The organism is Streptomyces sp. NPDC030798, assembly GCF_055572275.1.
Genome location: NZ_JBVIDR010000003.1, coordinates 470,871 through 496,578, shown reverse-complemented (window position 1 = coordinate 496,578; position 25,708 = coordinate 470,871). Strand labels below are relative to the sequence as shown.

Here is a 25,708-nt window from a genome sequence, read left to right as displayed (position 1 = left end):
GAACCTTTCTAGGCGCGGCTGTGAGGGGTGCGCGGGGAGGCGGGCGCGGGGAGTGCGGTGCCGGTCCAGCCGTCGGCGGGGCGGTCGAACCACAGGTGGGCCTGGCCGGTGCCGACGGAGTTCTCGTAGGCGCCGTACTGGCGGGCCCGGGCGGTGCACGCTCGTTCGCCGAGGGCGCCGGCCATCATCAGGTAGTGGAAGAACTTCGCCTCCGGCCTGACCTTCCAGAACTCGTCCATGGTGTCGAGGACCTTGTCGTGGCGGCCCTCCTTGAACCAGGCGATGCGTTCCTCGTCGGCCTGCCGGGCCTGCGGGGTGAAGATGTGGACGGGGTCGCTGGCCTCGTGGTCGCGGATCTCGCGCAGCGGCCAGAAGGTGTGCGACAGGGCACCGGAGGCGATCAGCAGCACCCGGCGTCCCGGGGTGGCGGCGATGCCGTCCGCCAGCGCGCGGCCCAGACGCAGGTGGTCCTCCATGTCGCCGGTCTGGCAGACCCCGATGGTCACCCAGCGTTTGTCCGGCAGGCCCTCGCCGAGGAACTTCCACAGGTTGACGGTGGCGTAGAAGATGGGGAGGTAGGCGTCGTCGATCGCGGTGATGAAGGTGCCGTGCCTGTCGGCGAACTTCTCGACGTTGCGGGCCAGTTCGGGGTCGCCGGGAAAGTCGTAGGGCATCCGGCACATTCCGCGTGGCAGCTCCTCGGAGGTGAACAGCCCCGCCCGGCGCTCCTGCGCGGTCACCACGAACTCCACGGTGGTCGCCCAGTGGGAGTCCAGGACGACGACGGTGTCGTAGTCCTCGCGTGCGAAGACCTCCCGGCGCAACTGCTCGAGGCCGGTGACGAGGGTGATCTCCTTGCCCTCGTTCAGCTCCAGCCGCTCCTGCCTGGGCAGCACGATGGTGGGGACGTGGGCGAGCAGCCCCGCCCCGACGATCTCACCCATGGTTGTTCCATCCGTTCGGTGCGCTGACGGTGTTCTTCACGTCGCAGTAGAAGTCGAAGCTCCAGGTGCCGCCCTCGCGCCCCACCCCGGACTCCCGGGAGCCACCGAACGGGGCCCGAAGGTCGCGGACGAAGAAGCAGTTGACCCAGACCGTGCCGGCCACGAGCCGGGCGGTCACCCGTTCGGCCCGCTCCCGGTCGCCGGTGGCGACGGTGGCGGCGAGGCCGAAGCGGGTGCCGTTGGCGAGGCGGACCGCCTCGTCCTCGTCCGCGAAGGTCTGCAGGGTCAGGACCGGGCCGAAGACCTCCTCCTGCACGATCTCCGCATCCTGGGCGACGTCCGTGAGGAGGGTCGGCGCGTAGTACTGGCCGTCCCCGCGGTGGCCGCCGAGGACCGCGCGGGCCCCGGCGGCGAGCGCCCGCTGCACAAAGCCGTCGATCTGCTCCAGCTGACGGGGATGGATGGTGGGCCCGATGTCGGTGGCCTCCTCACGCGGATCACCCTGCTGCAGGGCACCGGCCTTCTCCACGAAGCGGCGCGTGAACTCCTCGACGACCGACTCCTCGACCAGCAGCCGGGTGGCGGCCAGACACACCTGGCCGGCGTTGTCGTACTGCTCCACCGCCAAGTCCACGGCCAGGTCCAGGTCGGCGTCGGCGAACACCAACAGGGGTGACTTGCCGCCCAGTTCGAGACTGAGCGGGGTGAGGTTCGCCGCCGCCGACGCCGCGATCCGCCGGGCGGTGGGCACCGAGCCGGTGAAGCTGATGCGCCGCACGTCCGGGTGCGAGGTCAGCGCATCGCCGATCTCGGAGCCGTAGCCCTGCACGACGTTGAGCACCCCGGCCGGCAGCCCCGCCCCGGCGGCGATGTCCGCCAGCAGCGAGGCCGTCAGCGGCGACCACTCCGCCGGCTTCAGGACCACCGTGTTGCCGGCCGCGAGCGCCGGGGCGACCTTCCACGTGGCCAGCATCAGGGGCGCGTTCCACGGCGTGATCAGCACGCAGGGGCCCGCCGGGTCCCAGCTGACGTGATTGCCGTGGCCGCGGGTCTCGAAGTCCTCGTGCTCCAGCTTCCGCAACCAGTCCGCGAAGAACCGGAAGTTGTGCGCGACCCGGGGCATCACACCCCGCCGGTGGGAACGCAGCAGAGCGCCGTTGTCGCAGGTCTCGACGATCGCCAGCTCCTCCAGCCGCTTCTCCACGCCGTCCGCGACCGCGTGCAGGATCCGGGCGCGCTCGGCGCGCGAGGTGGCCGCCCAGCCGGGGAAGGCGGCCTTCGCGGCGGCCACCGCGGCCGCGGCCTCGCTCGCGGTACCCCGGGCGATCCGCCCCAGGACGCTGCCGTCGATCGGTGAGATGTCGCTGAAGGTGTCGGTCGATGCGACGCGCTCGCCGCCGATCCAGTGCCGGGTGTCAACGGGTACCCCGGCGACGACAGATGCGTGGGGCTCGCGGGTCATGATCCCAACCTCCAGTTCATTTGAACCCAAATAATTAGCTCGGGTTGTGGATCTGTCAAGGGACGCGGGAAGAGTCGTTTGGGATCAAACGTTGGGGCCGGGCTGCGCGCCCGGCATCAGCCCCGTCCGCCGTCCGGCCACGGCGGGACGCGTCAGTCGGTCAGGGGCACCCACTGGTGTTTCCAGGTCGCGTACATGTAGTGCGGCAGGCCCTTGATGCCGGTCGTGCGGAAGGGGCGGCCGTGGTCGTCGATGCGGACCGTGCCGGTGCGGCCCTGGGACGACCACTCCAGTTCCAGGTACCAGCGGCAGTCGCAGTCCACGGTCTCCGCGGTGACCCGCAGGACTTCCGGATCCTCGGCGGAGACCCGGTAGGGCAGGCGCACGGCCGGGGTCGGTGTGCCCATGTCGCTGCCGGGGACCGGGCGGGCGACGGGCCGTTCCTTGTCGAGGTCGACGCCGAAGTGGCGCGGGGTCATCTCGCCGCCGCACCCCTGGTCCATGGCGTAGACGTTGCCCTCGGCCGGCGCCGCCGTGCGTCCCACGACGCGTACGCGGAGCGCCTCCAGGACGACGGCCGTGGACGTCTTTCCCTGCACGGAGATCTCCACCAGCGTGTTGCGTCCGTGCACCGCATGCTGCGTCGCCGCCCAGGCCCCCGCGTCCTGCGGTGCCGGGGGCGGCGGCACCTGCCGGGGCGGCTTGGCGATGACGTAGTCGTGGCTGCAGCCGATCTCCCACACCTGGGAGTTGACGGTCCAGGTGAGGGGGACGCCGGCGGCGGGCGGCTTCGACGGCCCGCCCCGCCGGGAGCCGTGAGGGGTCCCGGTGGGGGAGCCCGAGGGCTGCTTCGCGGGGTCCGTCGAGGGTGTGGGGCTCGCAGAGGCGGTGGCCGGGCCGTGGCCCGCCGTCGTCGTCGTACGGGGCGGTGTCCGGCCGTGCGCGGCGCCGCGCCCCGTGGGGCGGCCGGACGGCATGCTGGGGAGGCTGACGAGGGTGGCTGCGAGCACGGAGGCCGCGGCTGCGGCGACGACGACCCGTCGGCGGCGGTACCAGGGGCGGCGGGGAGGGACTGCGGCGGGGGAGGGGCCGGGGGCCTCACTGCCGAGCGCCTGCCCCTGCTGTTCCCCCTGGTCCTGGGCCGCCGGTTCGGGTTCGGGCGGGGCCGGCCTCTCGGCCGCGCGGGGACCGGCACCCGCGACGCCGCCCCCACCGGAGCCGGCGCCTCCACCCGAGGACGCACCCCCGGCGGAAGCGGTACCCGCTCCCGCACCCCCCGTACGAGCCCGCTGTCGTACCGCCAACGCCAGGATCCACAACCGGTGCAGTTCCAGCCGCTCCTGCGGTGTCGCCCGGCACAGCGCGGCGAGGCGTTCGACCGGGGCGAAGTCGACGGGGACCGTGTCACCGGCGCAGTAACGGTGCAGCGTGGAGGTGTTCATGTTCAGACGCCGGGCCAGCCGGCCGTAGCTGCGATCCGCACGCTCCTTCAGGCGCGTGAGCAGCGCCGCGAATTCCTGGACCTCGTCCGGTGCTGCCGACACTGTTCCCCCGTGTCCTCCCCGTCCCGGGACGGCATCCCAGGCACTCCATGAAGGTGCACGTCAGGGGGGCTGGGATGGTTCCATGGCCGCGGATCGGCCGCCGGCCGTTGCGCCCGCCACCGGCGACCGCCGATGCTCTGGGTGTCGCCCCGACCAGGGCCGGACGGACCATCCGGCGTCGGCGGTGACAAGCCCCCCCGCACCCACTTGCGTACGCACTCACGGGGGACATCCATGCCCAGACGCGCCCAAGCCGGCGCAGCCGGAAATCGGAGAGCACACATGACCAGCAAGCGCACCACCGCCCGCCGCACCGCCCTCGCCTCGGGCCTCGCCCTGGCGCTCGCCCTCGGCGTGACCGCCACGGCGTCCGCGGGTGCACCGCGCACCATCAGCGGCAAGCCGTCCGACGCGATCACCCGGATCGCCGACTTCTACGGCGCCTACATCGACGCCCAGAGCGACCCGGACCACGGCGGCGCGCTCGCCGACGAACTCCGCGCGTACTACCTGACCCCCGGTCTGCAGAAGCAGCTCAGGACCTGGGAGAGCAGGAACCATGCGGACGGGGTGCTGCGCGCCCAGAACGTTCCCCTGAAGTGGAAGGTCACCGACAACGGCACCGCCGGCCACACGGAGGCGGGCATCACCCTGACCTGGGGCAGCGGCTCGACCAGCAAGCTGGTCGTCGACATGACGCGCGACCACAAGATCTTCCACATCGGAACGAAGGGCGCCGCCGGCAGCTGACGAACCTCGTCACGGACCGGACCCCCGGGTGGGCAGGGCGGTTACGCGCCGCCCTGCCCGGCACCCACCCGCACCACACTGGCAGGATGACGCCATGACTCAAAAACGCCCATGGCAGCGCGCCGAGTTCACCCAGGCACCGGCCTCGGAGGACTTCGACTTCGCCGCGGCCGGCGACGCCGAAGTGCGCGACTACTGCCTGCAGCGCGCGCGGGCCTTCCTCGCCCGTGCCGAGGCCACCGATGCGGCGATCAGCAGTAGCCGCCAACTGGAGATCGCTGCCCAGTACGCGATGATCGCCCAGGCATTCCGGCCCGGCCCGGCGGCGGAGTAGGCGCAGGCCTCGTGCCGAAGGAAGGCACGTCGAAAGAGGAAGACCGGCAGCGTGCTGCCGGTGCGACGCCGTAGCGTTCGCACGTGGGTTTTGTCGTTCTGCTGGTCACGGGGGTGCAGAGGCCCCCGCGCTGAGCGGGGAATGTTCATGCACCTCGAGTTCCGGCACCTCCGTATCCTGCTGACCGTTGCCGAGGCCGGCAGCATCCGCAAGGCCGCGGCACGGCTGCAGCTCTCTCAGCCTGCGACGAGCGCTCAGCTGAAGCGGATCGAACACGAGTTGGGCGGACCGCTCTTCGTCCGCAGTGCCGACGGGGTGAAGCCCAACGAGAACGGACAGTACGTCCTGCGCTGCGCCCGCGACCTCGTCGTCGGCTTCGACCGGCTGCGCGAGCACGCGCGCTCGGCGGCCGAGGCGGACAGACGGGCCACCGCCCCGCTGAAGGCGGGCGGGACCGCCGGCCCTCTGATGTCCCTGCTGGTCTCCGCCCTCTTCGAACTCGTCCCGGAGCGCCGGCTCACCATAGATGCCCGGCGCTCCGTGCACACGCTGGTGAAGTCGCTGAGTCTGGCGAAGTGCGACATCGCGGTCTTCGGTGAGTTCCCGGGCTTCCCTCTGCCGGTCGGCGAGTCGGTGGCGACACGCACCCTGCTGCGTGAGCCGGTCTTCGTCCTGCTCGCCGAGGATCACCCGCTGGCGCGGAAGGAGACGGTCCGGCTGGCTGAACTGGCGGGCGAGGACTGGGTCATGCCGGAGGCCGACGAGAGCGGCGTACACGCGTACCTTCATCTCACCTGCCAGTCGGCGGGATTCACCCCGCGCATCGCCCATGTGACGCCGGACCTCTCCGTGGCACAGATCCTGGTCGCCGGTCGGCGGGCCGTCTGCGGCGTATGGCCGACCGCGGACGTCGCCGCTCACGGCACCGTGCAGCGGCCGCTGGTGGACGTCCCGTTCCACCGGCGGCTCCTGCTGGCCTGGAACACGGAATCGGTTCCGCCCGAGCTCGCCGACGCGGCGTGCGAGCGTCTGCTGGCCGCCTATCTGGCGGTGGTGCGGCAGCGGCCGCAGTACCTGGCCTGGTGGGAGGACGGGGGAGCGGAGTTCGCGCTGGGCGAGGGGATGTGACGGACCGGACCGCACCCCTCCGCCGTATAGCTCCGCGGTTATACCCCAGCTGAAGTCGCGTCAGGGACATGTCACCTGTTGAACACTTCGCGTCAACGTCCCTCCCCGGACGTCGTCACCCCACGACGAGCGAAGGAATCACCCCCTCATGTCCCGTCCTCTCCTTGCCCTTTCCGCGATGGTCGCCGCCGGCGTCATGACCACCGGTGCGATGGTCGTCCCCGCGCACGCACAGCCCCACGCGGCGCAAGCCGGAACCTCCGTCCGCGACACGGCGATATCCCGGGCCAGGGCGAACGTGGCCCGGCACGCCGACACCTTCGGTTTTGGCCCCGGCCAGAGACTCAAGGTGAAGGACGTCGTGATCGACGCCGACGGCACTCAGCACGTCCGCTTCGAGCGGACCTACCACGGCCTCCCCGTCGTCGGCGGCGACTTCGTCGTCCACCAGAAGGCCGACGGCTCCCTCAAGGGATCCACCCGCGCCAAGGCGCACAAGGTGGCGCTCAAGTCCGTCACTCCCGCCGTCGACGCCAAGGGCACCGCGGCCGCCGCCCTGAAGCGCTCCCACGGGCTGGTCCGCAAGGCCAAGTCCAGCCCCGAGCTGATCGTGTGGGCCGCCGACGGCACCCCCCGTCTGGCCTGGCGCACCACCGTGCAGGGCCTCGGCGACAAGGGCCAGCCGCACGGCGAGGTCTTCGTCACCGACGCCACCACCGGCAAGGCGATCGAGAACTACGACGCCGAGCGCGAGGCGACCGGCACCGGCCACTCCGAGTACACCGGGGACGTCGGCATCGACACCACCCCGCAGGCCGACGGCACCTTCGCCCTGATCGACCCGGTGCGCGGCCACATCACCAAGGACGCGCACAACATCTCGTCGTCGTCCCTGAAGAGCTCCTCCGGCACCCTGTTCACCGACGCCGACAACATCTGGGGCGACGGCAGGAAGTTCTCCACGGACCGCGCCACCGCCGCCGTCGACGCGCACGTCAACACCGCGGAGACCTTCGACTACTACAAGGCGACCTTCGGCCGCAACGGCATCAAGAACGACGGCCGCGGCGCCACCGTCTTCGTCCACGTCGGCACCAACTGGGACAACGCCCAGTGGTCGGACTCCTGCTTCTGCATGATGACCGGCGACGGCAACGGCAGCACCGACCCGGAGCAGGTCGACCTCGACACCATGGGCCACGAGATGACCCACGGCGTCACCTCGGCCACCGCCAACCTGCGGTACAGCGGTGAGTCCGGTGGCCTGAACGAGGCCACCAGCGACATCCTCGGCACGATGGTCGAGTGGTACGCCAACAACCCGGTCGACACGCCCGACTACCTCTTCAGCGACCAGTCCACGCCGCCGTGGCTGCGCCGCTTCGACAAGCCGTCGCTGGACGGCGGTTCCGCCGACTGCTGGTCGAAGTCGGTCGGCCGCCTCGACGTGCACTACTCCTCGGGCGTCGGGAACCACTGGTTCTACCTCGCGAGCGAGGGCAGCGGCGCCAAGACCATCAACGGCGTCTCCTACAACAGCCCCACCTGCGACGGCTCCACCGTCACCGGCATCGGCAACCGGAAGGCCTCCGCCATCTGGTACCGGGCGCTGACCGTCTACATGACCTCCACGACGGACTACAAGGGGGCCCGCACCGCGACCCTGAACGCGGCGAAGGACCTCTACGGCGCCACGAGCCCCGAGTACGCCACCGTGGCCGCGGCCTGGAGCGCGGTCAAGGTCGGCTGACGCGCCCGCGCACCGGCCGCCCCGTCGCAGCCGACCCGGACGAACGGGACCGCCGCCTCCTTCGGGCGGCGGTCCCCAGGGCTCAGTTGGCCGCGGTGCCGACCCGCTGCGTCAGGTGAGCCGGGGCCTCGATGCCCTCGGGCAGCAGCGGGTCCGGCTCGAGATCGCCCCAGGTGGAGCGCAGCGGCATGACGCCCGCCCACAGTCCGAGACGGCCGTCCTCGCCAGTGCCGTCGTCCGGTGAGCCGGTGCGGATCTTGACCGATGCCTCGTCCAGGGGCAGCGCGAGCAGAGCCGTGGCGGCGAGCTCCTTGCGGCTGGGTCGGCGGGCGTAGTCCCACTGGCCCGGTGTGGCCTGCTCCGTCAGGCAGCGCAGGCCGGCCAGCTTCTCGTCGGGGTCCGTGACCGGACGGGGAGTGCCGAAGATCATGGCGCTGCGGTAGTTGACTCCGTGCTCGAACACCGACCGGGCGACGACCAGCCCGTCGACGTGGGTCACCGTGACGCAGACCGTGGCGGCCGGCGCGGCGACCAGGCTCCGGCTGGCGACGGAGCCGTGGAAGTACAGGGTCGTGCCGTCGGACCCGTAGACAGTGGGCACCACCAGAAGGTTTCCGTCGACGCCGACGCCGAGGTGACAGAGGAAGCCCGCAGCGAGGATCGCGTCCAGTCGGTCGCGGTCCAGGCTGCCCTGCTCCCGCAGCCGCCGGTGGCGCGTGCGCTCGGTCACCGGCAAGAGCCTCTGGGGAGAACCACTGTTCATCGGAGCCTGCTCCTTCAAGGTGCCACCCGGTGCATGACCGGGTGCGGGACGACGAGCGGAACAGTACTGATTCCGTCCCTGCTGGGCCATGAATATTTCGCAATCAGTTGTTCAATGCGCTTGACTCGATGGATTCCGCAGTTCTCCGGTTCAGCCGCCGTCGTACGGCATCACTCTGCCGACCTTGCCGTGCGGGTCCGCCTGGAGGTAGCCGCTCTCGCTGTACGCGTTGCTGAGGTAGACCGACATGCCCGCCGGAGTCCCGAAGACGTCGTCCGGGACGTTGACCAGCAAGTAGCGGGTGTCGGGGTGGTCGACCTTCAGCTTCCGCCCGGCCTCGGCCAGCAGGGAGGGCACCTTGTCCCAGTCGAAGGCGTCCAGGGAGACCGGCTTCTTCCCGCCCGACAACGAGCCGCTGATGATGCCCTTCTCCACGCCCTGGCCGGGACGGTAGGTGTAGGAGTCGTACCGGGTGTCGCTGCCTTTCACCATGAGGCCGGCGTTGACGTACCCGGGGTAGACGGTGAAATCCGCGTACCGGTCGCGGCCAGTCGCTTCCTGGAACGCCTTGATCGCGGTGCGGATACCGGCCGGGGTCAAGAGGTTCGTCGTCCCGGTAGGAGCGTCGGCCCAAGGGGAGGCGCCGGTGCGGGCCGGGGCGCTGACCGACGGCGCGGTCGAGGGCGTGTCACCGGACGCCGCGGCGGGCGCGTCCTTGCCCCGTCCGGGCAGCAGTGTCCACACCAGGATGCCGGCCAGTGCGACTCCGGCGACGGGAAGACCTATCCGGACGTGGCGCCGGCGGCGTGGCGCGGTCACGGGTGCGGTCACGGCCGCGGGCGGGCTGTCGTACGGTCCCGGAGACATCGTGGGCGCCGGGCCGAAACCCGTCGGAACCGGTGCGGGGCCGGGCTGCCGCGTCGCCTCCGGCGGAGCCAGGCGGAAGGACGTGGGTATCTCGGCCCCCCGTTCGGCCTCGGCCAGCATCCGGTCGAGTTCGTCGGCACCGGGCCGCAGCGCGGGATCCCGGACGAGGACCCGAGTGAGGACGTCCCCCAGCGGGCCGCACTTCATCGGGGGAGGGACGTCGTCACCGAGGACGGCGGCGAGCGTCGCGAGCGTGGTGCCCCGGCGCAGCGGATGATGTCCCTCGACCGCCGTGTAGAGCATCATCGCCAGTGACCACAGGTCCGAGGCGGGACCCCCGTCCTTCCCCGACACGCGTTCCGGGGCCATGTAGTCGGGCGTGCCGATGACCGAACCGGTCGCCGTGAGCGTGGTGGCGTCACGGACGGCCGCGATGCCGAAGTCCGTCAGCACCGGCCGGCCGTCCGGGCGCAGCAGGACGTTGGCCGGTTTCACGTCGCGATGCTGGATCCCGGCGCCGTGCGCGGCCCGGAGTGCTGCCAGCACCTCTCGGCCCGTCCGGGCCGCGTCCTGCGGATTCATCGGCCCGCGCGCGAGACGGTCGGCCAGGGATCCGCCGCTCACGAGCTCCATCACGATCCAGGGATAGCTCCCCGGCCCGCCGTCGACCACGTGATGGATGGTCACCACGTTGGGATGATCGATACGGGCCAGCGCACGGGCTTCGCGCAGGACCCGCTCGCGCAGCATCCGGGCGGCCTCCGGGTCGTACTCGGCCAGGTCCGGATCGGGCGGCCGTACCTCTTTGACAGCGACGTTCCGGTGCAGGACGAGGTCCGTGGCGCGCCAGACCGTCCCCATGCCGCCACCGCCGAGCCGTGCCTCCAGCACGAACCGCCCGTCGACAACCCGTCTGCCGCTGCTGTCGCTACCCGCTTCACTCATGCGCGGGAGCTTAGACGGTGCCGGTGGGCGGCTCGTCGAGCCGGGCACGCACCCGGCCCGCCCTCAGGCGGGCCGGGCCGGCCGTGGTGTCACAGGGAGGTTCCGCTGTCTTCCGGCCTGATGCGTCCGCGCCATGCTCCGGACTCGCCTCCGCGCTGCTCGATGTACTGCTTGAAGCGCTTCATGTCGCCCTTGACCCGCCGGTCGAGCGTTCCGAGCATGTCCGCGGCCTTCTCCACGACTCCGCCGGGCTCCACATCCATGACGAGCTCGACCCTGGTGTGCATGTCGTCCACGCGCTCGAAGCGGACCATGCCCTTCTGGCTCGTGTCACCGCTGGTGGTACGCCACGTGATGCGCTCGTCGGGAAGCTGGTCGACGATCTCCGTGTCGAACTCCCGCCGCACTCCACCGATCTTGGTGGTCCAGTGGTTGTGGCGGTCGTCCAGTTGCCTGACCTCCTCGACGCCCTCCATGAATTCGGGGAACGTCTCGAACTGCGTCCACTGGTTGTACGCGGTGTGAAGCGGAACGTCGACTTCCACCGCTTCCTTCACTGTGCTCATCAGCATGCCTCCCTTGTATGGGTCTGCCGCTGAGGCGAGTACCCGAGCGGTCCTTCCTCTACCAGGGGGCTGGGCCGGTCCGGTCGGCGAGGGACATCGAGGGCCGCATCCGCACGCCGGTGCCGATTCGGGGATGCACCCGCCGTCCGGCACGTTCCGGGCGGGCGGGTGCACCGCTGTCGCGCTCTCGCGAGAGCGGACGGTCACCGCCTGACTTCCCAAGCGATCCCTGGCGGAACGGCAGCCGCCCGGCATGCCGGGGCAGCGCCGTCCCGCGTTCCTTCACGTTCTCACCATCGTCGTGCGGCGCACAGGGGAACGGGAACTCCGCCGTCAGTTCGAGGTCATCCTCGCTGCCGCAGGGGCGGCCGTGGGGCGGGGGGCCGACCGGCGATGTCGGTGAGCAGACGCGTGCAGACGTCACGAAGCTTGAGATTGGTCTGCTGGGACAGTCTGCGCAGCAGGTCGAAGGCCTCTTCCCCGGTGCAGCGCTGTTGTTGCATGACGCTGCCGATGGCCTGGTCGATCACGCTTCGGGTCGCGAGTGCGGTCTGCAGGTCGCGGGTGAAGTCCTCGGCATCGGCCAGTCGCTGCGCCAGGGCGATCCCGCCACCGGCCTGTGCGGCGAACAGCGCCAGCATCTGCCGATCGGTGTCGGAGAAGGCGTGCGGATCGGCGGCGTAGAAGTTCAGCGCTCCCGCGGTGTGGGTGTGCACCGGGATCGGCACGGACAGCGAGGAGCGGATTCCCAGGTCGGCCGCGAAGCGCGGATAGGAACCCCATCGCGTCTCTTCCAGCGTGTCCGGCACGGGCACGATCCGGCCGGTGCGCAGGGCTTGCAGGCAGGGGCCGTCGTCCTGGCCGTACTGCTTCTCGTCCAGTTTGTCCGCGACGCCCCCCGTGCTGACGACGGTCAGCGGCCGCTGCCGGCGCTGGATCGTCACCCCGCAGCCGTCCGCCTGTGAGGCGTTGACCGCGTCATCGACCAGGTGCTGCAGGAACTCACGTACGGAGGCGGTTTCCAACAGCCAGTCGATCATGTCGAGTGCGTGCTGATGGTGGTCGAGCCGGTCCACCGCCTGTCACCTCCACGGCATGTCTGTGTTTCGTCGTCCGGCCGGGTTCAGTTGTGCAGATACCCCCTGGGCGCGTCGTCTTTGCCACCTGCCTCTCCGGCCGGGGCACATCGGACGAAGCGGGCATCCGTGGTGAGACACTGGAACCGGGGTTGAGCCCTTTGGCCATGCGGAGGGAGTCGAGATGAGCCGGTTCAGTACGATTGCATCCGATCTTCCCCGGCCGGTGCGGGCAGTCGCCTCGCAACTTGGCCACTTGCCCGGAGCTGAGCAGGTCGGCAAGGCCGCCGACGGCGCGCTGGACTTGATCGGAGCGGTCTCTCCGCGCGGTCGGCGGATGGCGGTGTACGCCGGAGCCGGAGTGCTCGGTGCGGCGGGGCTCGTCGAATGGCCCGTCGCCCTCACGGGCGCGGTCGTCGCCTGGTTCACCCAGCCGCGCCCGGGACAGGGTGCGCAGGGCACCCAGGAAGACACGGCCCGGGGCGGCACGCGGCCGGCCGCCGATCTCGCCCCCGTGGCCCCCGCCGACGCGGAGCCGGAGCGCTACGGGGCCGGCGACAGGCTGGCGCCCGCCCATTTCCATCACGGCGGCCCGGAAGGCCACGTGCACGAACAGCCCGCCAAGGTCGGCGATCCGGCCACGGCGTCAGCGCTCAAGCAGGTCGCGGAGGCGTCCGCACACCACAACGAATGACGATCCGCCGGTCGCGGCCGGCCGCCCGGCACCTCCGGGTGAAGCGACGGTCCGAGCTTCGGGACGACCCGGCCGCTCCCGCCCGCCGAGCTGTTCGAGGCCCACTGACAGGGCCGGCCGTCGCCCGGAGCGGGCAACCGCGCGCGTCCGGCCTTCCCGGCCCGAGCTTCGAGGCCCGCTGCACAGGGCCGGCCGTCGCCCGGAGCGGGCAACCACGCCCGTACCGGCCTTCCCCGCCCGACCGCCACGCTCGCGTGGATGCCCGCATTCCCCTCTCGGCCGCGGACACCTTCGTCCGCCGGCATCGCGGCAGGCGCGGCGAAGAGCACTCGCTCGAGGGCTACCTCGGCGGGTCACCGCTTCGGGTCGGCCTTCGGGGGGAACTCGGCCCTCGGGGTGAGGGGGTGCGAAGGCCACCGGCCGGAGGAGGTGCCGTTTGCCGTGAACGACTGGGAGACACCAGACGACGTCCGGCTCTCGCCGCGTGAGCGGCTCGCGCTGCTGCGGATCGAGGCGGACCTCCAGCAGGACCGCCGCCTGGCGCGCGCCATGGGGTCGCCGGAGCGGACGGGCTCGGCGCGGCGCATGGGCGCCGCGCCGAGGGAGCGCACGTCCCGCCCGGCGACCGGATCGGCGCGCCGGCCCCGTGCACCGCGTCAGGCGGACCGGCAGCGCCGGGCGGACCGGCCGCGGCGGGGCGTGTGGCTGCCGCTGGCCGTGCTGCTGCTGGCTGCCGCGTCCGTGTTCGTGGCCGTCATGGGCATCCGCACCTCGGACCCCGCCCTGCTGTGGTGCTTCGCCCTGCTGTGGCCGCTCACCCTGCTGCAGGCGTTCCGCCTGCTCTGCCGCGCCACCCGCCGGTCGCGGCCCAGGTCCGGCGGCCGGGTGATTCCGTGGCTGTGAGCGACGACGACCTCCGGGCGCCCGCCGGCCTCTGTGGGCCGGCGGGCGCCCGGAGGTCCCGACCGGATCGCGGCGGCGGCGTAGCAACCCTGGCCGGGCCGCCCGCGCCGCCACTGAACGCCCCGCGAGGGGCTCAGCTCTCCTTGCCGCGCCCCGACAGCGCGTCGCGCAGCCGGTCGACCAGGCCGGCTCCCGGCGCCAGCAGCTTGTTGGCCGGGGGGTGGTCCGGTGCCGACGGGTGCGGGCGGGTCGGTGCGGTCTTCTTCGCGCGGCGCACCTTGTCGCCGAGCTCGTCCAGCGCCTCGGGCGGGCAGGCCGTCTGCAGCTGCGGGAAGAGGTTCTCCTCCTCGTCGGTCACATGGGACCGGATCTCGCTCATCAGCCGGCCCATGAGCGTGTCGAACTGCGGATCGTCCGGCTCCAGGCCCTCCAGGTCCTTCATGATCTGCTCGGCCTGGGCGTGGTCCTCGAGCTCCTTGTCGGCCAGGGCGTCCCCGCCCTTCAGGTGCTTGCGCACCGCCGGGTAGAGGTAGGCCTCCTCGGCCACCGAGTGCCGGACGAGCTCGATCGTGGCCTGGTCGGCCAGCATCTTGCGGTCCTTGGAACCGGGCGGCAGAGCCTCGATGCGGGCGAAGATCTCCTCGACCTCACGGTGATCGGTCGTCAGTTCCTGGATGACGTTTCCGCCGTGACCCATGTCGTTTACCTCCTCAACAGCACCCGGCGGCCCTGAGCGGCCCGCCGGTCGTGGCGTCGAGTGCCCCGTCCCCGGCGCGCTACACGGCCGTCACCACGCCGTCAGCTCATCGAGTGGCGGGCCGCCGCCGTCCGGCCCTCCTCGGAGAGCGCCCGTCCCCACCAGTGGTCCAGAATGCGCGGCGCCGGCGCGCCCGCGTCCACCAGCGCCGGCCGGCCCACCGCCCGGGCCTGGGCGGTGACCTTGGCGCCACCGGCCAGCCGGCCAGGCGCTCGTTCCCCCGTTCGTGCCGCCGGCGTGCGCAGTACACCGGCCACCGGCCAAAGCGGGCCCAGCGGGGCCCGGGCAGCCAGGTCGGTGCGGGCGGGGACCGCCGTACCGTCGCGGGCAGGACCTCGTGGAAACCGGTCACCGTGGGATCCGCCGGATCCACGACGGCGGCGTCGGCGGCGAGTCGTCTGCAGGTCCTGAACCTGGCATGGAGCGCGGCGACCCGCGGCCCGTGCACCGGACCGCACACGAAGTGCAGCGCGGCGTGCCGCTGGGAGAGGACGTCGCCGGCGGGGGCCTCGCCGGCGCGGAAGCTGAACCATCCGGTGAGCAGCAACCGCCCTGCCGGGCGCCCGGCCGTCAACGGGCTGCGCAGCAGAGCCGCCGTGAGGTCGTCGTCCATGGGCCGTCTCCACGGGGCGGCGAGCAGCGGAGTCGCGCGAGTACCCGTCATTTCGGACAATAAGAATCCAACGTGTGAAACCAACTGGCACGGGAACCCAGTGCCAGTGCCGTCCAGCAAGCGGCGGCCGACCAGGGCGGTCCTCCGGATCTGCGGGGACCCGCGGCCCTGACGTCCTCCCACGAGTCCATCCCCCGGCGCGCCGACGCCCTCGGCCCGGGGACACGGCACGCGCCGAACGCCCGGACGCGGAGCGTTCCCCGGGCGCATCGCACGTGGACGACCTGGACGAAGGAATGAGCCCCCATGACCGGTGAGACCCTTCCCGTTCCCTGGCGGCGCGCCGTCGTGACCGGCGGCGCCGGCTTCCTCGGTTCCCACCTGTGCGAACGGCTGCTGGATTCGGGCGCCGAAGTCGACTGTGCGGACAACCTGGTCTGCGGCCGGCGCGAGAACGTCGCCCACCTCGAAGGCAGGCCCGGCTTCCGGTACGTGCACTGCGACGTCTCGGACCCCGACTGCCTCCGGCTGCTGCCCGGCCCCTACGACCTGGTCCTGCACTTCGCCTGCCCGGCGTCCCCGGCCGACTACCTGCGACTGCCCCTGGAGACCCTGGACGCGGGCAGCCTCGGCACCCGCAACGCCCTGGCGCTGGCCGAGCGCGACCGGGCGCGCCTCCTGCTCGCCTCCACCTCCGAGGTCTACGGCGACCCGCTCGTGCACCCCCAGCACGAGGGCTACTGGGGCAACGTCAACCCCATAGGGCCGCGCAGCGTGTACGACGAGTCCAAGCGGTTCGCCGAAGCCCTCGTCACCGCGCACGCCGGGACGCGGGGGACCGACGCCGGGATCGTCCGGCTGTTCAACACCTACGGGCCGCGGATGCGCGCCCATGACGGCCGCGCCGTGCCGACGTTCATCAGCCAGGCCCTGGCCGGCGAGCCGGTCACGGTGACCGGCGACGGCAGCCAGACCCGCTCGCTGTGCTACGTCGACGACACCGTCGACGGGGTGCTGCGGGTGGCGGCCAGCCGGTCCGTGCGGCCGGTCAACATAGGCGGCGCCGACGAGATCACCATGGCCGACCTCGCCCGCCGGGTGGTCGCCCTGACCGGCTCCCGCTCGCCCATCGCCTTCATCGACCGGCCCGTCGACGACCCCGGCCGCCGCCGCCCCGACACCAGCCTGGCCCGCGAACTGCTCGGCTGGACCCCCCAGGTCCCCTGGGAGGAGGGCCTGAAGCAGACGATCGCCTACTTCGCGGCACCGCCACCGGCCGAGGCGTGCCCGAGCACGAACGCGGAGCCCACCGGCCGGGCCAGGGTGATGCCACCCCCGCCCCCGGACGAAGACGCCCTCCCGCCGGACGGGGAGCCGGCCGCGCAGGCCTGACCAGTTGCCCGACCGTCGCCCTGGAGACAGCGCATGCACGTCCTCGGTATCAACGCACTCTTCCACGACCCCGCCGCCGCCCTCCTCACGGACGGCAAGGTGGTGGCGGCGGCGGAAGAGGAACGGTTCTCCCGTCGCAAGCACGGCAAGCGGCCCGTCCCCTTCTCCGCCTGGGAGCTGCCCGAGCAGTCGGCCCGCTGGTGCCTGGAGCAGGCCGGCCTGACCCCCGCCGACCTGGACGCCGTCGCCTACTCCTACGACCCCTCGCTCGCCCGCCCCGCCGAGCAACTGGGCCTGCACGACCCCTGGGACCATCTGCGCCAGGAGTACGCCCGCCAGGCCCCCGGCTTCCTCGCCGAGGCACTGCCCGGCCTGGACCCGGCCAAGGTGCGTTTCGTCCCGCACCACGTGGCGCACGCCGCCTCCGCGGGGCCCGTCTCGCCGTACGCGGACTGCGCCGTCCTCGTCCTCGACGGCCGCGGCGAGTGCGGCTCCCACCTGGCCGGCCGCTGCACCAACCGGGAACTCACCGTCCTCGGCACCCAGCAACTGCCCGACTCCCTCGGCCTGTTCTACGAGGACCTCACCCACCACCTCGGATTCCTGCGCAGCAGCGACGAGTTCAAGGTGATGGCCCTCGCCTCCTACGGCACCCCGCGCTTCGCCGGCCGGCTGCGCGCGTACGTCCATGCCGACGACCGGGGCGGCTTCCGGGCCCGCCCGGTGCCCTGGGCCGAACTGGTACCGCCGCGCCCCGCCGGCGGGGCCTGGAACCAGGACCACGCCGACCTGGCCGCCAGCGCCCAACTCTGCCTGGAGGAAACCATGCTGGCGCTCGCCCGGTGGCTGCGCGAACGCACCGGCGAGGACGCCCTCACGCTGGCCGGCGGCGTCGCCCTCAACTGCGTGGCGAACACCCGGCTGTGGCGGGAGAGCGGCTTCCGGCACGTGTGGGTGCAACCCGCCGCCGGGGACGCCGGCACCGCCCTGGGCGCGGCGGCACACGTCGCCGGCCAGAAGGACACCCTCGAGCCGATGCCGACCGCCGCCCTGGGGCGCGGCTGGAGCGACGCCGAACTGCGCGCCTGGCTGGAGCGGGCCGCCGTGCCCTACGAAGAGCCCGCCGACATCGCCGAGACGGCCGCCGAGACACTGGCCGCCGACGGGATCGTGGCCTGGTTCCAGGGCCGCAGCGAGTACGGCCCGCGGGCTCTCGGCCACCGCTCGCTGCTCGCCCACCCCGGACGCGCCGAGAACGTGGAGCGCCTGAACGCGGTCAAGGGACGCGAGGAGTTCCGGCCCGTGGCGCCCATGGTGCTCGCGGAGCGGGCGGCCGAGATGTTCGACGGGCCGCTGCCCAGCCCGCACATGCTGTTCGTGCACGACGTGGCGCCCGACTGGCGGGACCGCATCCCGGCCGTGGTCCACGTCGACGGCACCGCCCGCATCCAGACCGTGGACCGGGCGCAGGAACCCCTCGTCGCCCGCATGATCGACGGGTTCGAACGGCGGACCGGGCTGCCGGTGGTGGTCAACACCAGCCTGAACACCGCCGGGCGCCCCATGGTCGACGATCCCCGCGACGCCCTCGAGTGCTTCGGCTCCGCGCCCGTCGACCTGCTCGTCCTCGGCCCGTTCGCGATCCGCCGCGGGAAGGCGTTCGCATGAGCCCCGCGCCCGCCTACACCGTCGTCGTCCCGACCATCGGCCGGCCCTGCCTCGCCGAATGCCTGCGGGCGCTGGCCGCGGCCGAGGGACACCCGCCGCACGAGGTCGTGGTGGTCGACGACCGGCCCGCGCCCGAGGGCGGTCTGCCGCTGGAACCGGCGGGGGTGCTGCTCGACCGGGTCCGCACGCTGCGCACCGGCGGCCGGGGCCCGGCCGCCGCCCGCAACGCCGGGTGGCGCACCGTGCGGACCCCGTGGACGGTCTTCCTCGACGACGACGTCCAGGTGCTCCCGGACTGGTCCCGGAGGCTCGCCGAGGACCTGCGGCGGGCCGGCGAGGACATAGGCGGCATCCAGGGGCGGCTGCGGGTCCCCCTGCCGCCGGACCGTCGGCCCACCGACTGGGAACGGGGCACCAAGGGCCTGGAGAACGCGGCCTGGGCCACCGCCGACATGGCGTACCGCACGGCCGCCCTCACCCGGGTCGGCGGCTTCGACGAACGCTTCCCGCGGGCGTTCCGCGAGGACGCCGACCTCGCGCTGCGCGTCGAGCGGGCGGGCTGGGCCCTGCGCCGCGGCACCCGCGTCACCCGGCACCCGGTCCGCCCGGCGCACTGGTGGGCCTCGCTGCCCGCGCAGCGCGGCAACGCCGACGACGTCCTGATGAGCAGGCTGCACGGGCGCGACTGGTGGGCCCGGGCCCAGGCGCCCCGGGGGCGGCTGCCCCGGCACCTGGCGGTGACGAGTGCGGCGCTCGCCTCGGCCGGCTGCGCGCTGGCCGGCCGGCGCCGGGCCGCCACCGTCTGCGCGGCCCTGTGGACGCTGGGCACCGCCGAGTTCGCCCTCGCCCGCATCCTGCCCGGCCCGCGCACCACGCGCGAGATCGCCGGGATGCTCGGCACCAGCGTGCTGATACCGCCGCTCGCCGTCCGGCACTGGCTGGCGGGGCTCGTCCGGCACCGGAGCGCCGAACCCCTGGGAGGCACCGAGTGAGCACCGACCGGTCGCCCGTCCGGGCCGTGCTGTTCGACCGCGACGGCACGCTCGTGGCGGACGTGCCGTACAACGGCGACCCGGACCGCGTCCGCCTGCTGCCCGGCGCCGCCGAGGCGGTGGCGCTCGCGCGCGCGGCGGGTCTGGCCACCGCCGTGGTCAGCAACCAGTCGGGCATCGGCCGCGGCCTGCTCACCACCGAGCAGGTCGAGGCGGTCAACCGGCGCGCGGACCGCCTCCTGGGCGGCCTGGACGCCTGGCTCCACTGCCCCCACGCCCCCGAGGCCGGCTGCGCCTGCCGCAAACCCCGCCCCGGCCTGATCCTCGCGGCAGCCGCCCGCCTCGGCGTCCCCGCGGACCGCTGCCTGATGATCGGCGACATCGCCGCCGACGTGCTGGCCGCCCACGCGGCGGGCGCCCGGGCCGTCCTGGTCCCCAACCGTGCCACGGCGCCGGCCGAGATCACGCGCTTCGCGCCCCTCACGGCCCCGGACGTCCTGACGGCCCTGCGCACGGCGCTGGACACACCGGCGGCCCCGGGGTCCCCCGCCGCCGGAACCGGCACGGGCGCGCCCCGTCCGCCCGCCGCGAGCCGGCCGGGCACGGGCGGGAGGTGGGCGTCGTGAAGGGGCTGGTCGTCCGGCTCGACAGTTTCGGGGACGTGCTGCTCGCGGGGCCCGCCGTCCGGGCCGTCGCCACGCGCTGCTCCGGCGTGACCCTGCTGTGCGGGCCGCGCGGAGCGGACGCCGCGCGGATGCTCCCGGGGGTCGACGAGGTGCTGGTGTGGGACGCGCCCTGGGAAGGGTTCGATCCGCCGGCGGTGAGCACGGCCGACGTCGACGGCCTGCTGGCGCGCCTGCGGGCCGCCGCCTGCGACACCGCCCTGATCCTCACCTCCTTCCACCAGAGCCCCCTGCCGACCGCCCTCCTGCTGCGGCTCGCCGGCGTCGGCCGCATCGGCGCCGACAGCGTCGACCACGCCGGCCGGCTGCTGGACGTGCGGCACCGGCGGCAGCAGGGGCGGCACGAGGTCGAGGCGGCCCTCGACACCGCCGCCGCCATGGGCTTCCTTCTCCCGCCCGGCGACGACGGCCGCCTGCGCGTCCTGCCCCCGCCGGACGCCAGTGCCCTGACCGGCAACGGCCCGTACGTCGTCCTGCACCCCGGCGCCAGCGCCCCCGCCCGCGCCTGGAGCCCGCACCGCTGCGCGGAGGCCGTCGCCCTGCTCACCGACGCCGGGCACCGCGTGGTCGTCACCGGCGGGCCCGACGAGACCGCGCTCACCCGGGAGGTCGCCGGCGACCTGGCCGTGGACCTCGGCGGCCGCACCGGCCCGCGCACCCTCGCCGGCGTGCTCCGCCTGGCCGACGCCGTGGTCAGCGCCAACACCGGCCCCGCCCACCTCGCGGCCGCCGTCGGCACGCCCGTCGTCTCGCTGTTCGCGCCCGTGGTCCCGGCCGCCCGCTGGGCACCGTACGGCGTCCCCACCATCCTGCTCGGCGACCAGTCGGCGCCGTGCGCGAACACCCGGGCCCTGACCTGCCCGGTGCCCGGCCACCCCTGTCTGGACGAGGTCACCGGACAGGACGTGGTGCGCGCGGTGCACAAGCTCATCCAGGAGCGGCACTCATGAACATCCTCGTCTGGCACGTGCACGGATCCTGGCTCACCGCCTTCGTCCAGGGCCCGCACACCTACCTGGTCCCGGTCACCGAGGACCGCGGCCCCGACGGACTCGGCCGGGCGGTGACCTGGGACTGGCCGGCGGCGGTCGAGGAGCGCACGCCCAGGGAACTCTGGGACGGCGACATCGACCTGATGGTGCTGCAGCGCCCCCACGAACTCGACCTGGCCCTGCGCTGGACCGGCCGCCGCCCCGGCGTGGACGTGCCCGCCGTCTACGTCGAGCACAACAGCCCCGACGCGTCGCCGGAGCGTCAACTGCATCCGCTGGCCGGGCAGACCGGGATCCCCGTCGTCCACGTCACCCACTTCAACCGCCTGATGTGGGACAACGGCAAGGCCCCGACCGAGGTCGTCGAGCACGGCATCATCGACCCCGGCCCGCTGTGGACCGGCACCGAGAAGCGCGCCGCGGTCGTCGTCAACGAACCCGTGCGCAGGGGCCGTACCACCGGGACCGACCTGCTGCCCCGCTTCGCCCGCTGCGCGCCCCTGGACGTCTTCGGGATGCGCACCGAGGGGCTGGCCGAGCAGCTGGACCTGCCGCCGGGGCGCTGCCGCACCCGGGACCTTCCCCAGCAGGCCCTGCACCGGGAGATGGCCCGCTGCCGGCTCTATCTGCATCCGGTCCGCTGGACCTCGCTCGGCCTGTCCCTGCTGGAGGCGATGTTCCTGGGCATGCCGGTCGTCGCCCTGGACACCACCGAGGTCCGCGAGGCGATACCCGAGGGCGCCGGGGTGGTCTCCAACCGCCTCGACGTCCTGGAAGAGGCCGTACGGACGTTCCTCGCCGAACCCGAGCAGGCGCGCCTGACGGGACAGGCCGCCCGAGCCGCGGCACAGGCCCGCTACGGAGAGCGGCGCTTCCTGGACGACTGGGAGCGCCTGATCAAGGAGGTCACCCGATGAGCCGCACACTGCCCACGGCCGGGCGCATCGCCATGGTCTCCGAGCACGCCAGCCCGCTGGCCGCGCTCGGCGGACCTGACGCGGGCGGCCAGAACGTGTACGTGGCCCAGGTCGCCCGGCAGCTGGCGAGAAAGGGCTACCGGGTCACGGTGTACACCCGGCGGGACTCCACGGGCCTGCCGGACCGGGTGACCCTCATCGACGGCGTCCAGGTGGTGCACGTGCCCGCCGGGCCGCCCGCTCCCGTTCCCAAGGACGAACTCCTGCCCCACATGGCCGAGTTCGGCGCCTTCCTGGCCGGGCAGTGGGCCGTGGACCCGCCCGACGTGGTGCACGCCCACTTCTGGATGTCCGGCCTCGCCGCCCTGACCGGCACCCGGAACCTCGGCATCCCGGTCGTGCAGACCTACCACGCCCTCGGCACCGTCAAGAAGCGCTACCAGGGCGCCGACGACACCAGCCCGCCGGAGCGCATCGCGATCGAGGAGGCCGTCGGCCACGAGTGCGCCCGGATCATCGCCACGTGCTCCGACGAGGTGGGCGAGCTGCGCGCCATGGGCCTGCCCGAGGACCGCATCACCGTGGTGCCCTGCGGGGTGGACCCCGACCAGTTCGCCCCCGTCGGGCGGCCCCGCACCGTGCCCGGCCGCCGGCGGCTGCTGGCCGTCGGCCGGCTCGTGCCCCGCAAGGGCTTCGACCGCGCGATCCGCGCCCTGGCCGGCGTCCCGGACGCCGAACTGCTCATCGCCGGCGGCCCCGAGGCCGACCTGCTCGGTGTCGAACCCGAGGCCGAGCGCCTCTACGGCATCGCCGCCGAGTGCGGCGTCGCCGACCGCGTGACGCTGCTCGGCGGGGTCGGCCGGGCCCGGATGCCCCGGCTGATGTCCAGCGCCGACCTCGTGCTGTCCCTGCCGCGCTACGAGCCCTTCGGCATCGTCCCGCTGGAGGCCATGGCCTGCGCCACCCCGGTCGTCGCCACCGCCGTGGGCGGACAGCTCGACACGGTCGTGGACGGCGTCACGGGCGTGCACGTCCCGGCGGACGACGACCATCACGACCTCAGCGGGGTCATCCGCGCGCTGCTCGACGACCCGGACCGGCTCGCCCGGTACGGCGCCGCAGGCCGCGAACGGGTGCTCGCCCGCTACACCTGGGACCGCGTGGCCGACGGTGTGGCCGGCGCCTACGGCGCCGTGTCCTCCATCCCCTCGCTGTCGGGAGTCGTCCGATGACGGGTGGAAATCGCCCGACGAAGGGAGCCGTCCGATGAAGACCGTCACCGACACCGCGCACTGCGACGACCTGATGAAGGCGCTGGAGACGTTCCGCGACAGCGGCCCCCTCATCGAGCGCTGGGGCACCGAACTGGCCCGCCGGCTCGGCTCCGGCGGCCGGCTGCTCGTCGCCGGCAACGGCGGCAGCGCCGCGCAGGCGCAGCACCTCACCGCCGAACTCGTGGGCCGCTACCGGGACGACCGGGCGCCGTTCTCCGCACTCGCCCTGCACGCCGACACCTCCTCCACCACCGCGATCGCCAACGACTACGGCGTCCAGGAGGTGTTCGCCCGGCAGACCGCCGCCCACGGCCGGCCCGGCGACATCCTGATGCTGCTCTCCACCAGCGGGGCCAGCGCCAACCTGCTGACCGCCGCCGAGCGCGCCCACCGCCAGGGCATGACGGTCTGGGCGCTGACCGGCCGGGCCCCCAACCCGCTCCACCTCGCCGCCGACGAGGCCCTGTGCGTGGACGCCCCGGTGGCCGCCACCGTGCAGGAACTGCACCTGGTCGCCGTGCACATGCTCTGCGAGGCCTTCGACGAGGCGGTGGAACGAGGCGCGACCGGGCGGCGCGGCGAGGCCGGGCAGGGCGGTGAGGCCGGGCAGGGCGGTGAGACCGGGCGGGACGGAACGGAGGGCCGTACGGTCCGCTCCGGCCTGCACGGCCGGGTGGACGGCCGCGGTGGCGTGGTCGGACGCCTGGTCGGCCGCGCCCGCTCCGCGAACCGGTCCGCCGACCGCCCTGCGGACCGGGCTGCCGCCCGCGCCGCTATCCGGCCCGCCGACGGCACCGCGGACGGCACCGCGGACGGCACCGCGGACGGCACCGCGGACGGCACCGCGGACGGCACCGTGGACGGGGCGGCCGATCACATAGCGGGCCCGCCCGCCGACCGCTCTTCGGGCCGGGCCGTTGATCGCACCGCGGATCGGGCCGTCGACCACGCTGCGGACCAGGTCCCCGGCCGCGCCACGGGCCGGGATCCCGACGGCGCCACGGAGCAGGCTCCCGACCGCGCCACGGACCGGGCGGCGCCCGGGGCGCCCGGAGGCCGGCGGGAAGGTGACGCATGAGCGGCTCCCGTACGCCCCTGCTCGTCGTGGGTGATGCCCTGCTCGACCACGATCTGTGCGGCCGGGCCGAGCGGCTCGCGCCCGACGCGCCGGTGCCGGTGGTGCACGGCACCCGGCGCAGCTCCCGCCCCGGCGGCGCCGCCCTCGCCGCCTGCCTGGCCGCCTCCGACGACCGCCCGGTCACCCTCGTCACCGCCCTCGGCGACGACGCGGCCAGCGCCACCCTGCGCGAGCTGCTGGCCGGCCGCGTCGAACTGGTGGAGGTGCCGCTGGACGGGGAACTGAGCAGCAAGACCCGGGTGCTCGCCGGTGACCGGCCGCTGCTGCGCCTGGACGACGGCGAGGGACGCGCCCGCGAGGCCGCCGAGGCCGCCGTGGCGGCGGTCACCGGGGCGCAGGCCGTCCTCGTCGCCGACTACGGGCGGGGCACCGCCGACGTGCTGCGGGAAGAACTGGCCCGGGCCGCCGCACGGGTGCCCGTGGTGTGGGACCCGCACGTGCGGGGCGCGCCGCCGGTTCCCGGCGCCCGGCTGGCCACGCCCTCCGCGCAGGAGGCCCGGGCCTTCGCGCAGCGGCTGGGGGAGGAGGCCGAACCCGGCGACGAGGGCGGACTGCGAACGGCCGCCCGGGACGCCCGCGCCCTGGTCCGGGCCTGGCAGACACACGCGGTCACGGTGACCCTCGGGGAGCGGGGCGCGCTGCTCTCGTACGGCGAGACACCCCTGCTGGTGCCGACGCCGGCCACCGCGTCGGGCGACCCCTGCGGCGCCGGCGACCGCTTCGCCGCGGCCGCCGCCGGGCTGCTCGCCGACGGCGCCTTCACCGAGGACGCCGTCCAGGCGGCCGTCCACGCCGCCACCCGGTACGTCGCGGAGGGCGGCGCCCGCGCCCTCGCCGAGCCCGAGACCGCGGAGGAACCGCCGGGACAGCAGGGCGACGGCGGCGCCACGGCCGACGCCCGGCGCACGGCCGCCCGGGTCCGGGCCGCGGGCGGCACGGTCGTCGCGGCCGGCGGCTGCTTCGACCTGCTGCACGCCGGACACGTCGCCCTGCTCCAGGCCGCCCGCCGGGCCGGGGACTGCCTGATCGTCTGCGTCAACTCCGACGACTCGGTCCGCCGGCGCAAGGGCGAGGGGCGCCCCCTGGTCCCGGCCGCCGACCGGGTCCGGGTGCTGCGCGCCCTGGAGTGCGTCGACGCGGTCGCCGTGTTCGACGAGGACACGCCCGAACGCATCCTCGGCGAACTCCGCCCGCACATCTGGGCCAAGGGCGGCGACTACGCCCGCACCCGCCTCCCCGAACAGCCCCTGGTCGAGAGCTGGGGCGGCCAGGTCCTCCTGCTGCCCTACCTGGACGGCCGCTCCACCACGGTCCTCGCCCGCCGAGCGGCGCTGGCACCGTCGCCCACGGGAGGGCGGGCCCAGTGACCCGCACGCCGCGCTCGGCCGCCCCGCCCGGCGGAGGCTCGTGGCCCTTCGTGACCAGGCTGCCTGGCGTCCGGCGCCGCAGGTGCCTCGCCGGGCGCCGTGGGGTCCGCCTATCGGCGGCGAGGCGGATCGGCGGAGGGCGGAGGGCGGACCCCATGACTCGGACGCCGCATTCCCCCGGCCCGCCGC

General features: G+C 73.7%; 23 protein-coding genes and 1 pseudogene. 15 read left to right on the top strand and 9 right to left on the bottom strand.

Going from position 1 to position 25,708, the window contains the following annotated elements:
• Positions 1-8: 8 nt before the first annotated feature.
• The 3 genes from ACZ404_RS10470 to ACZ404_RS10460 form a co-directional block, all read right to left on the bottom strand.
• Positions 9-944, bottom strand: a complete 936-nt coding sequence (locus ACZ404_RS10470) for a 3,4-dihydroxyphenylacetate 2,3-dioxygenase (RefSeq protein ID WP_468438010.1) — start codon at positions 942-944, stop codon at positions 9-11.
• Positions 937-2,406, bottom strand: a complete 1,470-nt coding sequence (locus ACZ404_RS10465; RefSeq protein ID WP_468438008.1) for an aldehyde dehydrogenase — start codon at positions 2,404-2,406, stop codon at positions 937-939. Before ACZ404_RS10465 ends, ACZ404_RS10470 begins: the two co-directional genes overlap by 8 nt.
• A gap of 152 nt (positions 2,407-2,558) precedes the next feature.
• Complete coding sequence (locus ACZ404_RS10460) at positions 2,559-3,950, bottom strand: helix-turn-helix domain-containing protein (protein WP_468438006.1); 1,392 nt, start codon at positions 3,948-3,950, stop codon at positions 2,559-2,561.
• Positions 3,951-4,232: 282 nt separating this feature from the next.
• On the opposite strand from ACZ404_RS10460, the gene ACZ404_RS10455 reads away from it, so the two are divergent.
• The 4 genes from ACZ404_RS10455 to ACZ404_RS10440 all read left to right on the top strand — a co-directional run bounded on the left by ACZ404_RS10455 (position 4,233) and on the right by ACZ404_RS10440 (position 7,912).
• Positions 4,233-4,700 (top strand): hypothetical protein, encoded by a 468-nt coding sequence (locus tag ACZ404_RS10455; RefSeq protein WP_468438004.1) that lies wholly within the window; start codon positions 4,233-4,235, stop codon positions 4,698-4,700.
• A 94-nt stretch (positions 4,701-4,794) separates the two neighbouring features.
• Entirely contained in the window at positions 4,795-5,034 is a 240-nt protein-coding gene (locus tag ACZ404_RS10450) for a hypothetical protein (RefSeq protein WP_468438002.1), read from the top strand.
• A gap of 147 nt (positions 5,035-5,181) precedes the next feature.
• Positions 5,182-6,162: a LysR family transcriptional regulator gene (locus tag ACZ404_RS10445; protein ID WP_468438000.1), complete on the top strand. Its 981-nt coding sequence runs from the start codon at positions 5,182-5,184 to the stop codon at positions 6,160-6,162.
• 148 nt (positions 6,163-6,310) lie between these two features.
• Positions 6,311-7,912 carry a M4 family metallopeptidase gene (locus ACZ404_RS10440; RefSeq protein ID WP_468437998.1) on the top strand — a complete coding sequence of 534 codons (1,602 nt, stop codon included), beginning with the start codon at positions 6,311-6,313 and terminating at the stop codon, positions 7,910-7,912.
• 82 nt (positions 7,913-7,994) lie between these two features.
• On the opposite strand, the gene ACZ404_RS10435 is transcribed toward ACZ404_RS10440, so the two are convergent.
• The 4 genes from ACZ404_RS10435 to ACZ404_RS10420 form a co-directional block, all read right to left on the bottom strand.
• Positions 7,995-8,675, bottom strand: a complete 681-nt coding sequence (locus tag ACZ404_RS10435; protein ID WP_468437996.1) for a pyridoxamine 5'-phosphate oxidase family protein — start codon at positions 8,673-8,675, stop codon at positions 7,995-7,997.
• A 150-nt stretch (positions 8,676-8,825) separates the two neighbouring features.
• Positions 8,826-10,487: a serine/threonine-protein kinase gene (locus ACZ404_RS10430; protein WP_468437994.1), complete on the bottom strand. Its 1,662-nt coding sequence runs from the start codon at positions 10,485-10,487 to the stop codon at positions 8,826-8,828.
• A gap of 89 nt (positions 10,488-10,576) precedes the next feature.
• Positions 10,577-11,053, bottom strand: coding sequence for an SRPBCC family protein (locus ACZ404_RS10425; protein ID WP_468437992.1), 477 nt, complete (start codon positions 11,051-11,053; stop codon positions 10,577-10,579).
• A gap of 344 nt (positions 11,054-11,397) precedes the next feature.
• Positions 11,398-12,129: a GAF and ANTAR domain-containing protein gene (locus ACZ404_RS10420; protein ID WP_468437990.1), complete on the bottom strand. Its 732-nt coding sequence runs from the start codon at positions 12,127-12,129 to the stop codon at positions 11,398-11,400.
• Between the two features lie 256 nt (positions 12,130-12,385).
• On the opposite strand from ACZ404_RS10420, the gene ACZ404_RS10415 reads away from it, so the two are divergent.
• Both ACZ404_RS10415 and ACZ404_RS10410 read left to right on the top strand, forming a co-directional pair.
• Positions 12,386-12,823 carry a hypothetical protein gene (locus ACZ404_RS10415; protein WP_468437988.1) on the top strand — a complete coding sequence of 146 codons (438 nt, stop codon included), beginning with the start codon at positions 12,386-12,388 and terminating at the stop codon, positions 12,821-12,823.
• A 441-nt stretch (positions 12,824-13,264) separates the two neighbouring features.
• On the top strand, positions 13,265-13,726 hold the full coding sequence (locus ACZ404_RS10410) for a hypothetical protein (protein WP_468437986.1): 462 nt from the start codon (positions 13,265-13,267) through the stop codon (positions 13,724-13,726).
• 133 nt (positions 13,727-13,859) lie between these two features.
• Here the strand turns inward: ACZ404_RS10410 and ACZ404_RS10405 are convergent, their stop codons facing one another.
• Both ACZ404_RS10405 and ACZ404_RS10400 read right to left on the bottom strand, forming a co-directional pair.
• Entirely contained in the window at positions 13,860-14,423 is a 564-nt protein-coding gene (locus ACZ404_RS10405; protein WP_468437984.1) for a hemerythrin domain-containing protein, read from the bottom strand.
• A gap of 101 nt (positions 14,424-14,524) precedes the next feature.
• The gene (locus ACZ404_RS10400) at positions 14,525-14,740 is read right to left on the bottom strand and encodes a hypothetical protein (protein ID WP_468437982.1); all 216 of its coding nucleotides are present in this window, start codon (positions 14,738-14,740) and stop codon (positions 14,525-14,527) included.
• A gap of 662 nt (positions 14,741-15,402) precedes the next feature.
• Between ACZ404_RS10400 and ACZ404_RS10395 the strand changes: the two genes are divergently transcribed.
• The 9 genes and pseudogenes from ACZ404_RS10395 (at position 15,403) to ACZ404_RS10355 (ending at position 25,519) form a co-directional block, all read left to right on the top strand.
• On the top strand, positions 15,403-16,488 hold the full coding sequence (locus ACZ404_RS10395; RefSeq protein ID WP_468437980.1) for an NAD-dependent epimerase/dehydratase family protein: 1,086 nt from the start codon (positions 15,403-15,405) through the stop codon (positions 16,486-16,488).
• A gap of 33 nt (positions 16,489-16,521) precedes the next feature.
• The gene (locus tag ACZ404_RS10390; protein WP_468437978.1) at positions 16,522-18,156 is read left to right on the top strand and encodes a carbamoyltransferase family protein; all 1,635 of its coding nucleotides are present in this window, start codon (positions 16,522-16,524) and stop codon (positions 18,154-18,156) included.
• A complete protein-coding gene (locus tag ACZ404_RS10385; protein ID WP_468437976.1) occupies positions 18,153-19,148 on the top strand; it encodes a glycosyltransferase family 2 protein in 996 nt (331 codons plus the stop codon). Before ACZ404_RS10390 ends, ACZ404_RS10385 begins: the two co-directional genes overlap by 4 nt.
• Positions 19,145-19,774: a D-glycero-alpha-D-manno-heptose-1,7-bisphosphate 7-phosphatase gene (locus tag ACZ404_RS10380; protein ID WP_468437974.1), complete on the top strand. Its 630-nt coding sequence runs from the start codon at positions 19,145-19,147 to the stop codon at positions 19,772-19,774. Before ACZ404_RS10385 ends, ACZ404_RS10380 begins: the two co-directional genes overlap by 4 nt.
• Positions 19,771-20,781, top strand: coding sequence for a glycosyltransferase family 9 protein (locus tag ACZ404_RS10375; RefSeq protein ID WP_468437972.1), 1,011 nt, complete (start codon positions 19,771-19,773; stop codon positions 20,779-20,781). The genes ACZ404_RS10380 and ACZ404_RS10375 overlap by 4 nt, the downstream gene beginning before the upstream one ends.
• Positions 20,778-21,740, top strand: coding sequence for a glycosyltransferase (locus tag ACZ404_RS10370; protein ID WP_468437970.1), 963 nt, complete (start codon positions 20,778-20,780; stop codon positions 21,738-21,740). The genes ACZ404_RS10375 and ACZ404_RS10370 overlap by 4 nt, the downstream gene beginning before the upstream one ends.
• Positions 21,737-22,972, top strand: coding sequence for a glycosyltransferase (locus tag ACZ404_RS10365; RefSeq protein ID WP_468437968.1), 1,236 nt, complete (start codon positions 21,737-21,739; stop codon positions 22,970-22,972). Before ACZ404_RS10370 ends, ACZ404_RS10365 begins: the two co-directional genes overlap by 4 nt.
• 34 nt (positions 22,973-23,006) lie before the next feature.
• Positions 23,007-23,586, top strand: a pseudogene (locus tag ACZ404_RS10360) (D-sedoheptulose-7-phosphate isomerase); the annotation flags it as partial.
• A gap of 502 nt (positions 23,587-24,088) precedes the next feature.
• Positions 24,089-25,519, top strand: a complete 1,431-nt coding sequence (locus tag ACZ404_RS10355; protein WP_468437966.1) for a PfkB family carbohydrate kinase — start codon at positions 24,089-24,091, stop codon at positions 25,517-25,519.
• The last annotated feature ends 189 nt before the right edge of the window (positions 25,520-25,708 follow it).